This is a genomic window from Nakamurella sp., from assembly GCF_048594475.1.
In the GTDB taxonomy this organism is placed as follows: Bacteria; Actinomycetota; Actinomycetes; order Mycobacteriales; family Nakamurellaceae; genus Nakamurella.
Window position 1 is genome coordinate 1 of record NZ_JBMDXT010000142.1, and the last position, 14851, is coordinate 14851.

Genomic DNA, 14851 nt, shown 5'->3' on the forward strand with positions numbered 1-14851 from the left:
CCGCCGGTGCGCGCCGTCGACACCACCGGGGCCGGCGACGCGTTCACCGGCGCGCTCGCAGTCGCCTGGAGCCGCGGCGACGACCCGGCCAGCGCGCTGCGCCGGGCCTGCGCCGCAGGCGCCCTGGCCGCCACCCGGCCCGGCGCCGCCGCCCCGGCCGCGGCCGAGGTCGACCGGCTGCTGTCCTCCTGACCGGTCCCGGCCGCACCCGGGCGATCCCGGCCGGAGACCCACCGGTGGCCGAGCGTGCGGAGCCACCGTTGCGCACGGCAGAAGTGTCCTCCAGGACTGCGCTGTTGGCCGAGCCTGCGAGGCCACCATCGAGCACGGGAGGGGTGGCCTGGGTGAATGCGGCGACGGAGGAGCCGGATTCTTCAGGACACCCCTAGCAGCCCTGGCCGTTCGGCGCCGTCCCCTGCTGGACCTGCCGGACGAACCCGGTCACGTCGGCCATCACGTCGTCGTTCCAGGTCAGGGCGGTCTGCCAGTCCAGGCCGAGCACGTTCGAGATGTAGATGCTGTGGGTCAGCGGGTAGCGGCTGCAGGAGCGCACCGGCGCCGTCCCCTCCGGGAGCCCGCTCGCGGTCGCCGAGTACGCCGAGACCAGCCCGTCGAACGGCCACAGCTCGGGATCCCCGGCCGGATCGGTGAGGTACCCGCCGGCGATCAGGCGGACGGGAATCGAGTCCAGCACCCCGAGCTGCGCGGCGTTCCATCCCTGGTCGCCGAGCAGGTAGCTCGCGAGTTGCTGACGGCCCAGACCCAGATCGTTCCCCGCGACCTCCTGCTGCATCGCGGCGACCAGCTTCAGGCACACCTCGTTCTCCCGGCAAGCCGATTCCGGCAGCTCCCCGTAGACGATCCGGAACGGCACCGAGCCCTCCCAGGGCGTGCCGACCGTGGTCAGCGACCGCACGGCGACCGGACTGCCGGTGTCCTGCAGGATCCGCGTGGCGGAACGGGCCCACAGACCGCCGTTGGAGTGCCCGACCCAGTCGATCTCGGTGATGCCGTACCGCTCGTGCAGGTGATCGACGAAGTGGGCCAGATGCTCTCCGCCGTTGTCGATGTCGCCGTTCGACAGGATCGTCATGGACGCCGGGAGCGCGGGCGGGCAGCCGCCGAACGCCCCGAACGCCGACGGATCGGGCTCGACGACCGCGCTGCGCGCGTTCATCGCCGGGGCGGTGTAGACCTCCTGGCCGGCGGCCAGCAACGCCGCCCGCAGAGCCGTGTCGGTATTGCCCGCGGCCAGGCCGGTCGTGCAGGCCTCGGACGGCGTGGTGAACGGGCTGACCGCGTCACCGCCCGAGACGATCACCACGGCCCGGTGGGCGGGCGCCGCGAAGGACAGGGACGCCGATCCGGATCCCGCGCGGTCCACCGGGTCGGACGCCGACGATCCGCCGGCGGCGCCCGATCCCGGACCCGACCCGGTGGCGCCGGCGGGCGGTGACGAACACCCGGACAGCGCCACGGCGGCCAGTGCCGACGCGATGACGGCCGCCCGCAGACGGGCCCGGCGGGCGGGACGCACGGTCGCGGAGCTCATCGGTGGCCCTTCCTGACGGTCACGGCCGGCACCCGCACCGCGCGGCGAACGATCGAGCCGGCCGGCCCGCCGGCGGATCCCCGGCGTTCCCGCAGCGGGTGATTCCGATGATGCCCCGACCTTCATCGGTGCCCGCGCATTTCCGGCGCCACCCCGCACCAATGGCCACGCCTATGCGGGACGGGTCGTGGCCGCCCCGCCACGACGTCGATCGGGCCGCCCGGACGCCCGGCCGGAGCCCACCGCGCGCACCCGCGCACGGGCCGAGATCGGCTGTCGCCAGCCGTCAGTCGCCGACCATCCGCGGCCCCCCGGAGACCCGGCACGCCCCTCACCCCCGCACCGGAGAAATGTCCTTCCCGGCCCACGGGGAGGAACGCTCACACCATGCCGTCCGGCCTCCGGGTCACGCAAGAATGTCGCCACCGGGGCGCAGAACGTCATCCATTCCGGGCGGGCGACAATCGGCGTCGATCACCGACCGGAATCGATTGCCCACCAATGAAGTGACGGATTTCCCGCTCGTCGCCGGCACCCCCGCGCCCGGACGCCCAGCGCCCCGCGCGACGGAGGCCGCTCCGCCTCGGCTCGACGGTGGCCCCGCAGCCTCGGCCCCGCGCGCGACGGCGGCCCCGCAGCCTCGGCCCCGTGCTCGACGGCGGCCCCGCAGCCTCGGCCCCGTGCTCGACGGCGGCCCCGCAGCCTCGGCCCCGTGCTCGACGGTGGCCCCGCAGGCTCGGCCCCGTGCGCGATGGTGGCCTCGCAGGCTCGGCCAACTAGGCTGGTCCGGCTATGGCACATCTTCTGGGGGCCGAGGCCCTGCACCTCGAGTACCCCGCCAAGGTCGTCTTCGACGCCGTCTCGCTGGGGGTCGACGAGGGCGACCGCATCGGCATCGTCGGCCGCAACGGCGACGGCAAGTCGAGCCTGCTGGCCATGCTGGCCGGGCGGCTGGAACCCCACCGGGGGCGCGTGACCGTCCGTGGCGGCGTCACGGTCGGTGTCCTCGACCAGGGCGACACCCTGGACGACGCCGACACCGTCGGGCACGCGGTGGTCGGCGACACCCCCGAGCACGAATGGGCCGGCGATCCGCGGATCCGCGAGATCCTCGGCGGCCTGCTCACCGACCTGGACTGGTCCGCGCGGCTGGACACGCTGTCCGGCGGCCAGCGGCGGCGGGTCGCGCTGGCCCGCCTGCTCGCCGGCGACCACGACGTGCTGGCCCTGGACGAACCGACCAACCACCTCGACGTCGAGGCCATCGCCTGGCTGGCCCAGCACCTGCGCCGCCGCTGGCCGGCCACCGGCGGTGGGCTGCTGGTCGTCACCCACGACCGCTGGTTCCTGGACGAGGTCTGCACCACCACCTGGGAGGTGCACGACCGGATCGTCGAACCGTTCGACGGCGGGTACGCCGCGTACATCCTGCAGCGGGTCGAGCGCGACCGGCAGGCCGCGGCCATCGAGTCCCGGCGGCAGAACCTGGCCCGCAAGGAACTGGCCTGGCTGCGGCGGGGCGCGCCGGCCCGGACGTCCAAGCCCAAGTTCCGCATCGACGCGGCCAACACGCTGATCGCCGACGTGCCGGAGATCCGGGACTCCGTGCAGCTGCAGTCGCTGGCCGTCACCCGGCTCGGGAAGGACGTCGTCGACCTGCAGGGCGCCTCGGTCGCCTTCGACGACCGGGAGATCCTGCACGAGATCGTCTGGCACCTGGCCCCGGGGGAACGCACCGGCATCCTCGGCGTCAACGGAGCCGGCAAGTCGACCCTGCTCGGACTGATCGCGGGCACGGTGACGCCGACGACCGGTCGGGTCAAGCGCGGGGTGACGGTGAAGGTCGCCACGCTGACCCAGCGGATGGACGAGCTGGAGCAGCATCTTCAGGACCCCGTCCGGGTCGTCATCGAGCGGTTGCGGACCAACTACACGTTCGGCAGCGGCTCGAAGGCCCAGGAACTCACCCCGGGTCAGCTGCTGGAGCGGCTGGGCTTCGCGGCCGGCCAGCTCTCCACGCCGGTCAAGGACCTCTCCGGCGGGCAGCGCCGGCGGCTGCAGCTGCTGCTGATCCTGCTGGACCAGCCCAACGTGCTGATCCTCGACGAGCCGACCAACGACCTGGACACCGACATGCTCGCCGCGCTCGAGGATCTGCTCGATTCGTGGGCCGGGACACTGATCGTCGTCTCGCACGACCGGTACTTCATCGAACGCGTCACCGACCAGCAGTACGCGATCTTCGACGGGCGGCTGCGGCACCTGCCCGGCGGCGTCGACGAGTACCTGCGGCTGCGGGCGGCCCGGCCGAGCCTGACCGGGGCCGCGCGGGAGACCTCCACCGTCCCCGCCGTCGCCGGAGTCGAGGCGGCGGCGGACGGGGTCGGGTCCGGCCTGTCCGGCGCCGAGCTGCGCGCCGCGCAGAAGGAACTCACCGCCATCGAGCGCAAGATCACCCGGCTCACCGACCAGATCACCACCCGGCGGACCGCGCTGGCCGATCACGACCAGAGCGACTACCAGGGGATCAACAAGCAGATGGCCGCCATCGCCGACCTCGAACGGGAGGTCGAGCAGCTCGAGGAGCAGTGGCTCGAGCTCGGCGACCGGCTGGAGTAGCGCTCGCGACGGTCGGGTATCGGGCGCATTCGCGCGGAGCATCCGCCGCCGCCGGCCCGGCCGACTCTCCGCGATCGCGCTCACCCGCACCCACGGCGGCCACCACGCACACCCCCGCGCACCATCCGCCGCTCCCGGCCCGGCCGGGGTTCTGCAGCCGCGGCCGCGCAAGCCCGGCCGGAGCGGCGATCCCCCTGCGAGACAGGAACGACTCCGCCGCGTCCTCTCCAGACGGATCCGGACCGATCCGGGTCTACCCGCGGACCGGCGAGGTCGGGATCACCCGCGCCCCGGGCGCCGGGCCCGCGGCGACCCGCACCGAGCGGCAGGTGCCGGAACCGGCCAGCTCGGCGGCGACCGCCCCGGCGGACTCGGCGTCCGCGCACAGGAACGCCACCGTCGGCCCCGATCCGGAGACCACCCCGCCGAGCGCCCCCGCGGCCTCCCCGGCACGCAGCGTGCGGCGCAGCTCGGGCTGCAACGAGACGGCTGCGGCCTGCAGGTCGTTGCCCAGGGCCGCGGCCACCGCGGCCGGTTCGCCACCGGCCAGCGCGGCCAGCATCGTGTCGACCGGTTTGACCCGGGGCGGGTTGCCCTGTTCCCGCAGGCGGTCCAGTTCGGCGAAGACGGCGGGCGTGGACAGCCCGCCCTCGGCCATCGCCAGCACCCAGTGCAGGCGGGCGCGGGTCATCACCGGCGAGAGCAGGTCACCGCGGCCGGTGCCCAGCGCCGTGCCGCCGGCCAGCGCGAACGGCACGTCCGCACCCAACTCGCGGCCGATCTCGGTGAGCTGCCGGCGATCCAGGTCCAGCTCCCACAGTGCGGCACAACCGACCAGCGCGGCCGCGGCGTCCGCGCTGCCGCCGGCCATTCCGCCGGCCACCGGGATCTGCTTGGCGATGTCGATGGCCACCGGACCGCCCGAGCGGGTCCGCTGAGCCAGCAACCGGACGGCCATCCCGGCCAGATTCTTGGCCCCGGCGGGCACCCCGTCGGCCGGGGTGCAGCGGACCGAGGACCGGCGCGCCGGGGTGATCGTCAGCTCGTCGGCCAGGTCCAGGGCGTGGAAGACGGTCACCAGATCGTGGTAGCCGTCGTCGCGGACGTCGCCGACGGCCAGGTAGAGGTTGACCTTGGACGGGGCCCGCACCCGGACCCCCGGACCGGCGGGCAGGCGCGTGGGTGACGAGGGGCTCATTCGTGGGCGGCCGCGTCGATGGCCTCGCGGGCCGCGGCGATCCGCGCGAACTCCTGCACCCCGAGCACCTCGCCCCGGGCCGACGGGTCGATGCCGGCCCGGGTCAGGATCTGCTCGGCGAAGGCCGGGCTGCCGGCCCAGTCACCCAGGGCGGCCCGCAACGTCTTGCGGCGCTGCGCGAAGGCCGCGTCGATGACGGCGAACACCGCGGCCCGGTCCCCGGCCGGCGGCCGGGCCGCCCGGTCGAACGCGACGAGCGCCGAGTCGACGCCCGGCACCGGCCAGAACACGGTCCGGCTGATCGACCCGGCCCGGCGGGCGTGGCCGTACCAGGCGAGCTTGGCGCTCGGTGCCCCGTAGGTCTTCGAGCCCGGCCCGGCGGCCAGCCGGTCGGCCACCTCGGCCTGCACCATCACCAGCACGTGCCGCAGGGTCGGCACCTCGGCCAGCAGGTGCAGGATCACCGGGACGGCCACGTTGTACGGCAGGTTGGCCACCAGAGCGGTGGGATCGGCCGGCGCGACGCGATCGGGGGCGGTCAGAGTCAGCCGGTCGGCGGTGATCGTCATCGCGTCGGCGGTGATCACGGTCAGCGCCTCGTGACGGGCCGGAGCGTGCGCCCGGACCGTGGTCGGCAGCAACGCGGCGAGCCGGGGGTCGATCTCGACCGCGGTGACCGCGGCGGCCGCGTCGAGCAGGCCCAGCGTCAGCGACCCCAGTCCCGGCCCGACCTCCAGCACGTGATCGGTCGAGCGCAGGTCGGCGGCGGCGACGATGCGGCGGACGGTGTTGCCGTCGTGGACGAAGTTCTGGCCCAGGGTCTTGGTCGGGGTCAGCTCCAGCACCTCGGCCAGCCGCCGCACCTCGACCGGCCCGAGCAGGGTCACCGGCGGTTGATCGGTCACGGCACCCATCCTCACACGAACGGCGCCGTCCCCATCAACCTGGGCGAGCCGGCCACCGGCGCGCGCCGGCCGCCCGGACGACGAAAAGGGCCCGACCGGTGGTCTGGCCCTTCGTGTCGTCGCCACCCCGGCGACCGGGGTCGATCGGGATCAGCCGGCCGGCGGGCCGGCGGCCGCGTAGGCGCACAGCCACGGCTCGAGGCCGCGGGACTGGTAGAGCGCCTTGGCCCGGGCCAGCTGCTCCTCCGGCGAGGCGTCCAGCGGGTTGCCGGAGCCGCCCACGCTGGCCCAGGTCGGCAGGTCGAACTGGAAAAGCCCGTAGGTGGACAGGTACCCGGACGGGTTGTTGACCGCCTTGGGGTTGTTGGTCGACTCGCAGTAGGCCAGGCCGTCCCAGTTGACGCCGAACTCGGTGTCGTGGAAGAAGACCCGGCTGCCCTGCCAGTCCAGGGTGGACTTGCTGCCGACGTGCACCTGGTTCGGGGTCGCCTCGACCAGGGTGGTCCGGGAGACCTCCTGCCGGCCGGTCTCCACCCCGTTGGTGGTGGTGATCTGGGTGACGACCTGCTGGCGGCCAGGCGTCCCGGCGGCGACCACCTGGGTGGTGCCCTTGTCCAGGTTCGGGTCGTCGACGGTCTGGTCGGTCGGCGGCACGTCCACGGTGTCGGTGCTGGTGGTGACGGCGACCCGGGTGATGGTGATCGCGGTGCCGTCGGTCACCGGAGTGTCCGGGGTGGGCTGGACCGTGTCGTTCGGACCCAGCGGCAGGCCCTGGGAGTTCAACACGTCCCCGACGTTGGTCCCGCCGGCCTGCACGGTCACCGGGGTTCCGGCCCCGTCCGTGATCGTGACGGTGTGCATGGTGGAGGCGATCAGGTCCATGCCGGACAGCGGGATCTCCCGCGACCGGTCCGCGGACAGGGCCAGCGTCGACGGGTCCTGGCCCAGCTGCACGAGCGCCTCGTCCACGGTGTCGGCCGTGGTCCACAGCTGCTGGGTGACTCCGTTGATGCTGACGGTCAGCTGGCGGGCCCGTTCGAGCGCGATGTGCGAGCCGTCGGAGATCTGCGTGTCCGCGGCCGGGGCCAGCACGTCGTGCTCGCCGGCGGACAGCCCGGCGGCGTCCAGCGCTCCGGCGACGGACCCGGCGAGGGTGGTGACCTGGCGGTCCTGGCCGTCGACGGTGATCGTCACGTGCTTGGACATCGCGGCCGCGGTCGCGCCGCCGACCGCCACCACGCCCAGGGCCGCGGCCATACCGACCAGCAGCAGCTTGCGACGGCGGTTCGGCCGCGCCGGGGTGGTCTCGTCGGCCAAGGTGCCAACGTTGTCGCTATCGATGCTCATCTAGTCTTCCGATGTGTCAACCGTGACCCGGGCAGGGCAGGAGGCAACCGCAGCGATGTGGTCCCCAACCCATTCACATCAGCACCAGCAGGCGAATCGTGATCGCGCCGCGCATCGACCCGTCAAGAATGGTGGGTCGGCCGGCGCCGCCTGGTTCTGCGACAACCCCGGGGGCAGATAACTCCCATCCCGGCTTCTATCACGAAAGCGTAACGGTGCAGGTCACGGTGCGCAAGGCTCGTGCGTGGTCTATCAAGCATGGCATAGATCACAGCTGTGAAAATGGCAGGCGAAAAACCCCCACTCCGTCCGGAATGGGGGTTTTTCGTGACGCTTTGTCGATCACCTTCGGGCGATCGATCGGCCAGGGTCAGCCGGCGTAGCCGCACGCCCAGGGCGAGGTGCCGCGGGAGGCCGCGACGTTCTCGGCGACCGCGATCTGCTGCTCCTTGGTGGCCAGGTCCGCGCGCGGCGCGTACTGGGTGCCGCCACCGCTGGCCCAGGTCGAGTTGTCGAACTGCAGGCCGCCGTAGTAGCCGTTGCCCGTGTTGATCGACCAGTTGCCGGTCGACTCGCACTGCGCGATGCCGTCCCAGTTGATCCCGCTGGAGCCGGAGGACACCGGAGCGCTAGAGCTGGAGCTGGATCCGCCGGAGGAGCTCGAGGAGGACGAGCTCGACGAGGAGGAGCCCGAGTTCGACGACCGGGACGAGGACGACGAGGCGACCGGCGCCTGCTTGGTGCCGACGGAGACGATGGTCGCCTGGGCCGGGGTCACGGTGGTCCGGGAGACCTCGGTCTTGGCGGTCTCGGCGCCGTTCGTGGTGGTCACCTCGTAGGTGACCGAGTCCTTGCCCGCCGAACCCTGCTGGGTGACGGTGCTGGTGCCCGCGTCGGCGGAGCTGTCCTCGACGGTCTGGTCGGCCGGCTGCGCGACGTCGACGTCCTCGGTCACCGTGGTCTTGGCGACGCGGGTGATCGCGACGACGAGCCCCTCGCTCAGCGCGGTGTCGGTGGCCGGGCTGACCAGATCCAGCGGGCCGAGCGCGATGCCCTGCTCGTTGATCAGGTCGCCGACGTTCTTGCCGGCGGTGGTGACCGCGGCGGCGGCCGCGCCACCGTCGGAGACCGACACGTTGTGCAGGGTGTCGGCGGTCACGGCCAGGCCGTCCAGCGGGATGTCGCGGGACCGGTCGGCGGAGAGCTTGTAGGCCGTCGGGTCCTGGCCCAGCTGGGCCAGCGCCTCTTCGACGGTGGTCGCAGTGGTCCAGATCTCGCGGGTCTGGCCGTCGATGGTCAGGGTGAGCAGGCGACCGTGCTGCACGACGATCTGCGAGCCGTCGGAGATGGAGGTGTCCAGCGCCGGCGCGACGGTGTCGTGCTCGCCGACGGAGATCCCGGCCGCGTCCAGCGCGCCCTCGACCGACCCGGAGAAGGTGCCGACCTCCTGGGCCTGGCCGTCGACGGTCACCGTGACGTCCTTGTGCGCGGCGACGGCCACGCCGCCGCCGGCGACCAGGGCCACGACCAGCGCGGCGGCGCCGACCAGCACCGGCTTGCGCAGGCTGCGCCCGGTCTTGACGGTGGTGGTGGTGTCGGTGTCGCTGTCGATGCCGGAGTCGAGGGTATCGGTGGAGTGATCGGTCGCAGTCAAAGTGGTCGTCCGTATGTTCGTGGTATCCGGGCAGGGTCAACCGCACGCAGAATGCTCATCGACGAGTCGTGATAACATCCCCGGCGTTCGGCCGAAACGTGAATCGCGGTTTCCGCGGTTCCACTTCTATTGATCGGCCGGTAATTCACCGGTTGCGCGTGGTTGGGGCGATCCCATCCCAGCTGCTATCACGAAACGATAAACGACCGGCAACGGTTGTGATACCCCTGTCGGCGAACTGTGGCGCAGGCAACACCGTTCCCGGCGACAAAACGTGATCGCGGTCACAGCGAATTCGTGTCCATTTTGCTCACCCTTTACCCGGATCGGTGAAGGGTAAAGTGAATCGATCAAGACTATCGGACGTCGGCCCAGTTGAGAGCGTCGGTACCGAACGAACGTTCGTCGTCCGGGTAAATTCAGCGCATTCATCGGCCGGGCCCGGCCCGGCCGGCCGGAAATACGTCCCGCCATTCCGCCAGCCGGAATGCGAGGAGCCGCCGGCCCGGGGAAATCAGCCGGCGGCGTACCCGCAGGCCCAGGGCGAGAGGCCCCGGGCGGCGTACACCCGCTCGGCGATCGCGATCTGCTGGTCCTTGGTGGCCAGGTCGGCCCGCGGCGCGTAGGCCCCGCCACCGTTGCTCAGCCAGGTGCCGCGGTCGAACTGCAACCCGCCGTAGTAGCCGTTGCCGGTGTTGATGGACCAGTTGCCGCCCGACTCGCAGCGGGCGATCGCGTCCCAGTTCACGCACCAGCCCCCGCTCGGGGCGGGCGGCGCGGCCGGCTGGGGCGCCGGCTCGGGGGCCGGATCCGGAGCCGGGGCGGCGGCCACCGGCTGCGGATCCGGAGCCGGGGCCGGGGCCGGCTGCGTCGAGGGGGCCGGTTTGGTGCCGACCCGGGTGATCGTCGGGCGGGCCTCGGTGACCACCGTGCGGCCCACCTCCTCGCGGGGGCCCGCGGTCCCGTTGGTCGTCGTGGTCCGGTAGGTGACGTCGACGACACCGGGCCGGCCGACCTGGCTGACCGTGGTGACGCCCTCGGCCAGCGTGTCGTCACGCACGGTCCGGTCGGCCGGCTGGTCGACCGTCTCGGTCACGGTCTCGGTGCTGTAGGCGATCCGGGTGACGCTCACCTGCAGCCCGTCGGCGACCGGATCGTCCAGCCCGGGCGTCACCACGTCGTCCGGGCCGGGCGTGACGCCGGCGGCCGCGAGCACCTGGCGCACGGTGGTCTGGTCGGTGACGATCGCGGACGCCGGATCGGTGCCGACCGTGAGCGTCACGGTGGGCAGTGTGGTGACGGTGACGGTGCCGCCGTCGGTGACCGGATCGGTCAGTGCCGGGCTGACCCGCTGATTGGCCGCCGGCGCGATGCCGGCGTCGGCCAGCAGCTGCCCGATCGTCGTGCCGGTGCCGGTGACCTGGCGGGCGATCCCGTCGACGGTCACCGTCGCGGTGCGCAGGGTGTCGGCCGACACGGCCAGGCCGTCCAGCGGGATCGACCGGGTGCGGTCGGCGGACAGCCGGTACGCGGCCGGGTCCTGGCCGAGGTCCTGCAGGGCCTGCTCGACGGTGGTGGCCGTCGTCCAGATCTGCCGGGTCCGGCCGTCGACGGTCAGGGTGAGCAGCCGGCCGCGGTGGATGACGATCTGCGCGCCGTCGGTCACCGCGGCATCCGGAGCGGGGGCGACGGTGTCGTGCGCCCCGACGGTGATCCCGGCGTCGTCCAGCACACCCTGCACGGAGGCGGCCATGGTGCCGACGTCCTGGGCCTGCCCGTCGGAGACGACGGTGACCGTCTTGTGCCGGGCCAGCGCGATGCCGCCGGCCACCCCGAGGACCAGCACCAGCACCGACGCGGCCACCGCGATGATCATCGCCCGCGACCGGCGGCGGGCCTGCGGGGCGCCGTCGGCGGGCGCCGCGTCCACATCGACCGGCTCGGCCGGCGCGTCCACATCGACCGGCCCGGCCGGATCGACCGGCTCGGCCGGATCGGCGATGAGCCCGAGCGAGACCAGGTCGCCCGCCGTCCCGTCGACATCCTCGTCGGCCCGCCGGTGGGCCCCGGTGGGGCGGCGGGGGCCGAGGTCGGGCGTCGAGGTCATCTGCCGTCCAGGGTCGTCGGGTCCGGCAGCGGCGGGCGGTTGCGTCGGTGGCCCGGTGTCCGGGCACAAAAAAACAGGGCCTGTCCCCGTACCGGGCGGCGGTCGTCCCCGAGCCGCTCAGTACGCCGACAGGTCCTGCCCCTGACGCAACCGGGCTTCCCCGTCCCGGTTGTTGTCACGGAAGGGTAACGGTCCGGGCTCGGGGAGGCAACCTCGGGATTCGCCGGACGTCAGGGGCCGATCCGGTACACCCGCTCGGCGTTGATCCGCAGCCTTTCACAGAGCTGGTCGAGCTCCTGCCCCCGCAGCGCCGCGAGGGCCCGAACCGTGTACGGCAGTGCGTAGGGCTCGTTGCGCCGGCCCCGGTGCGGGTGCGGGGTGAGGAACGGCGCGTCGGTCTCGGCCAGCAGCAACTCGTCGGGCACGATCCGGGCGGCCTCGGCCAGCTCCCGGGCGTTGCGGAAGCTGACCGGGCCGGCGAACGAGAGGTGATAACCGGCGTCGGCGCACTCCCTGGCCATCTCCGCGTCCCCGGAGAAGCAGTGGAAGATGACCCGTTCCGGGGCGCCCTCCGCCCGCAGGGTGGCCAGCACCGCGGCGTGGGCGTCGCGGTCGTGGATCATCACCGGTTTGTCCAGCCGCTTGGCCAGGTCGATGTGCCAGGCGAAAGCGCCCGCCTGGACGTCGTGCGGGGCCGCGTCCCAGTAGTGGTCCAGGCCCGTCTCCCCCACGGCCACGACCCGCGGGTCGGCCGCGAGCCGCTCGATCTCCGTGCGGGCCTCGTCGGTGAGGGTGTCGGCGCGTGTCGGGTGCAGCGCGACCGCGGCGTACAGGTCCGGATGCCACTGCGCCGCCCGCACCACCCAGCGGGCCGACTCGAGGTCGTCGGCCACGGTGACCACGCGGGTGACGCCGACCGCCGCAGCCCGGTCCATCGCCGCGGCGACCTGCTCGCGCGTTCGCGCCCCGCACGCGTCCAGGTGCGTGTGCCCGTCGACGACCGGGGCCGGCAACGGCTCCGGCGGCGGCGCGAGCGGCTTGCCCGCGACCGCGGGGTGCGGCTCGTCCGGCGCGGCGGCGGGGTCGGCGGTCATCGACGGCCCCGCCCGCGGTGACGGCCGCGCCGGCTCACGTGATCGGGGCCCAGTCGGGCCCGGTCTCGCCCAGCTTGGCGTCGAGCTTGCCGAACAGCGGAGTGGGCTTGGCCAGGGGCCGGCCGACCTCGATGTCGCGGCGCGCCCAGGTGGCCTGCTCGCCCGCGTAGTCGCCGGTGAGCACCGGATAGTCGACGACCTCCGGCACGCCGACGCCCTCGACGTCGTCGTCGAAATCGGTGACCGTGCGGATCTCCGGCTGCGCGGCCCAGACCCCCTCCCCGCCGAGCGCCTCGAAGATCTTCTGGCTCGAGTGCGGCAGGAACGGGGTCAGCAGCGTCTTCGCGTCGTCGACGACCTGCAGCGCGGTGTGCAGGATCGTGCCCTGCCGGTCCGGGTCGTCCTTGATCTTCCACGGCTCGGACTCGGAGATGTACTTGTTGGCCAGCCCGACGACGCGCATCGCCTCGGTCGCGGCCTGCTTGAACCGGCTGCGCGCCAACAGGTCTCCGACCGTGTCGAACGCCGCCGCGGACGCCCGGAGCAGCTCGGCGTCGGCGTCGGCCGGCGCCACCGGAGCCGGGATCGCCCCGAAGTTCTTGTGCGTCATGGACACCGAGCGGTTGACCAGGTTGCCCCACTCGTTGGCCAGCTCGAAGTTGTTGCGGCGGATGAACTCGTCCCAGGTGAAGTCCGCGTCCTGGTTCTCCGGGCCGGCCACCGCGATGAAGTACCGCAGCGAGTCCGGTCCGAACTCGCGCAGGAAATCGCCGACGTAGATGACGGTGCGCCGGGACGTGGAGAACTTCGACCCGCTCATCGTCAGGAACTCGCTGGAAACCACCTCGGTCGGCAGGTTCAGCGCCCCGAGCGTGCCGGGGCCCCCGCCGTGCGCACCACGACCGTCGTACGCCAGCAGCTCCGCCGGCCAGATCTGCGAGTGGAAGGTGATGTTGTCCTTGCCCATGAAGTAGTAGGCGCGGGCCTGTTCGTCGCCACCGTGCCACCATCGCTGCCAGGCGTCGGGGTCGGGCTCGCCGTGGTTGCCGTACCGCCGCGCCCATTCGATCGATGCGGACAGGTACCCGATGACGGCGTCGAACCACACGTACAGCTTCTTGTCCGGCCGGTCGCGCCACCCGTCCAGCGGAACCGGGATGCCCCAGTCGATGTCGCGGGTCATCGCCCGAGGCTTCAGGTCGTCCAGCAGGTTCAGCGAGAAGCGCAGCACGTTGGGGCGCCAGTCGGTGCGGGTACGCAGCCAGACCCCGAGGGCGTCGGCCAGCGCCGGCAGGTCCAGGAAGTAGTGCTCGGACTCGGTGAAGACCGGCGTCTCCCCGTTGATCCGGGAGCGCGGGTTGATCAGGTCGATGGGATCCAGCTGATTGCCGCAGTTGTCGCACTGGTCCCCGCGGGCGCCGTCGTAACCGCAGATCGGGCAGGTGCCCTCGATGTAGCGGTCGGGCAGGGTCCGCCCGGTCGACGGCGAGATCGCCGACATCGTGGTGCGCGGCACGAAATAGCCGTTGCGATGGACGGTGCGGAACAGCTCCTGGACCACGGCGTAGTGGTTCCGGGTGGAGGTCCGGGTGAACAGGTCGTAGCTCAACCCGAGGCCCTGCAGATCCTGCACGATGACCTTGTTGTACCGGTCGGCCAGCTCCCGCGCGGTCACGCCCTCCTGGTCGGCCTGCACCAGGATGGGGGTGCCGTGCTCATCGGTGCCCGAGACCATCAGCACGTCGTGGCCGGCCATCCGCTGGTACCGGGAGAAGACGTCGGCGGGGACCCCGAAGCCGGAAACGTGGCCGATGTGCCGGGGACCGTTGGCGTAGGGCCAGGCCACGGCGGTCAGGACGGGCTTGCTCATTCCGGTCAGCCTAGTCGGCCGAACCTGCGAGGCCGCCCATCGAGCACCGGAGGGGTGTCCTGAAGCAACGCGGCGACGAAGGAGCCGGGATTGCTTCAGGAGACCCCTCGGGGGCCGCGCCGGCGCGTCCGCCCATCCGCCCGGGCGGCCGCCCCCGCGCGCCCGCGGCCGGCGGGGTCGACCGTTTCCGCGGGAACGCGGTCCGGTCGTGCGCCGCGGGCCCGCTCGGCCGCCGGGCGTTTCCGCGGGAACGCCGGCGGCCGAGCGGGAGTGAATCAGTCGGTGCGGGTTTCGGTGCGGTCGCCGGACCAGAGGGTGTGGTAGGTGCCGGGTCGGTCGGTGCGGTGGTAGGTGTGGGCGCCGAAGAAGTCGCGTTGGCCTTGGATCAGGGCGGCGGCGAAGCCGGGGGTGGGGATGCCGGCGGTCGCGGCGCCGGCGACGACCCGCCGCCAGGCGTCCTGGGCGTGGGTGATCGCGTCGGTGAAGTACGGGGCGAGCAGCAGCG

Annotated in this window: 10 protein-coding genes and 1 pseudogene; 2 read left to right on the top strand and 9 right to left on the bottom strand. The window is 72.9% G+C overall.

The features are described 5' to 3' along the window. The coding region (locus tag ACOJUF_RS07140; protein ID WP_420121169.1) for a PfkB family carbohydrate kinase at positions 1 to 192 on the top strand (192 nt) is incomplete at its 5' end. A 193-nt stretch (positions 193 to 385) separates the two neighbouring features. Here ACOJUF_RS07140 and ACOJUF_RS07145 read toward each other — a convergent pair. Continuing rightward, positions 386 to 1552, bottom strand: coding sequence for an esterase/lipase family protein (locus ACOJUF_RS07145; RefSeq protein WP_420121170.1), 1167 nt, complete (start codon positions 1550 to 1552; stop codon positions 386 to 388). A 792-nt stretch (positions 1553 to 2344) separates the two neighbouring features. On the opposite strand from ACOJUF_RS07145, the gene ACOJUF_RS07150 reads away from it, so the two are divergent. Next, complete coding sequence (locus tag ACOJUF_RS07150) at positions 2345 to 4171, top strand: ABC-F family ATP-binding cassette domain-containing protein (protein ID WP_420121171.1); 1827 nt, start codon at positions 2345 to 2347, stop codon at positions 4169 to 4171. Between the two features lie 253 nt (positions 4172 to 4424). Here the strand turns inward: ACOJUF_RS07150 and ACOJUF_RS07155 are convergent, their stop codons facing one another. From ACOJUF_RS07155 to ACOJUF_RS07190, 8 genes and pseudogenes are all read right to left on the bottom strand, one after another. Beyond that, positions 4425 to 5369, bottom strand: a complete 945-nt coding sequence (locus ACOJUF_RS07155; protein ID WP_420121172.1) for a 4-(cytidine 5'-diphospho)-2-C-methyl-D-erythritol kinase — start codon at positions 5367 to 5369, stop codon at positions 4425 to 4427. Further along, positions 5366 to 6274 carry a 16S rRNA (adenine(1518)-N(6)/adenine(1519)-N(6))-dimethyltransferase RsmA gene (gene rsmA / locus ACOJUF_RS07160; RefSeq protein WP_420121173.1) on the bottom strand — a complete coding sequence of 303 codons (909 nt, stop codon included), beginning with the start codon at positions 6272 to 6274 and terminating at the stop codon, positions 5366 to 5368. Before rsmA ends, ACOJUF_RS07155 begins: the two co-directional genes overlap by 4 nt. 150 nt (positions 6275 to 6424) lie before the next feature. Further along, the gene (locus ACOJUF_RS07165; RefSeq protein ID WP_420121174.1) at positions 6425 to 7621 is read right to left on the bottom strand and encodes a ubiquitin-like domain-containing protein; all 1197 of its coding nucleotides are present in this window, start codon (positions 7619 to 7621) and stop codon (positions 6425 to 6427) included. 370 nt (positions 7622 to 7991) lie between these two features. Beyond that, a complete protein-coding gene (locus ACOJUF_RS07170; protein WP_420121175.1) occupies positions 7992 to 9275 on the bottom strand; it encodes a ubiquitin-like domain-containing protein in 1284 nt (427 codons plus the stop codon). Positions 9276 to 9789: 514 nt separating this feature from the next. Beyond that, on the bottom strand, positions 9790 to 11382 hold the full coding sequence (locus tag ACOJUF_RS07175) for a ubiquitin-like domain-containing protein (protein ID WP_420121176.1): 1593 nt from the start codon (positions 11380 to 11382) through the stop codon (positions 9790 to 9792). Positions 11383 to 11612: 230 nt separating this feature from the next. Next, a complete protein-coding gene (locus ACOJUF_RS07180) occupies positions 11613 to 12476 on the bottom strand; it encodes a TatD family hydrolase (protein ID WP_420121177.1) in 864 nt (287 codons plus the stop codon). A gap of 34 nt (positions 12477 to 12510) precedes the next feature. After that, the gene (metG, locus tag ACOJUF_RS07185) at positions 12511 to 14346 is read right to left on the bottom strand and encodes a methionine--tRNA ligase (RefSeq protein ID WP_420121178.1); all 1836 of its coding nucleotides are present in this window, start codon (positions 14344 to 14346) and stop codon (positions 12511 to 12513) included. Positions 14347 to 14621: 275 nt separating this feature from the next. Next, positions 14622 to 14851: pseudogene (locus ACOJUF_RS07190) on the bottom strand (NADP-dependent phosphogluconate dehydrogenase); the annotation flags it as partial.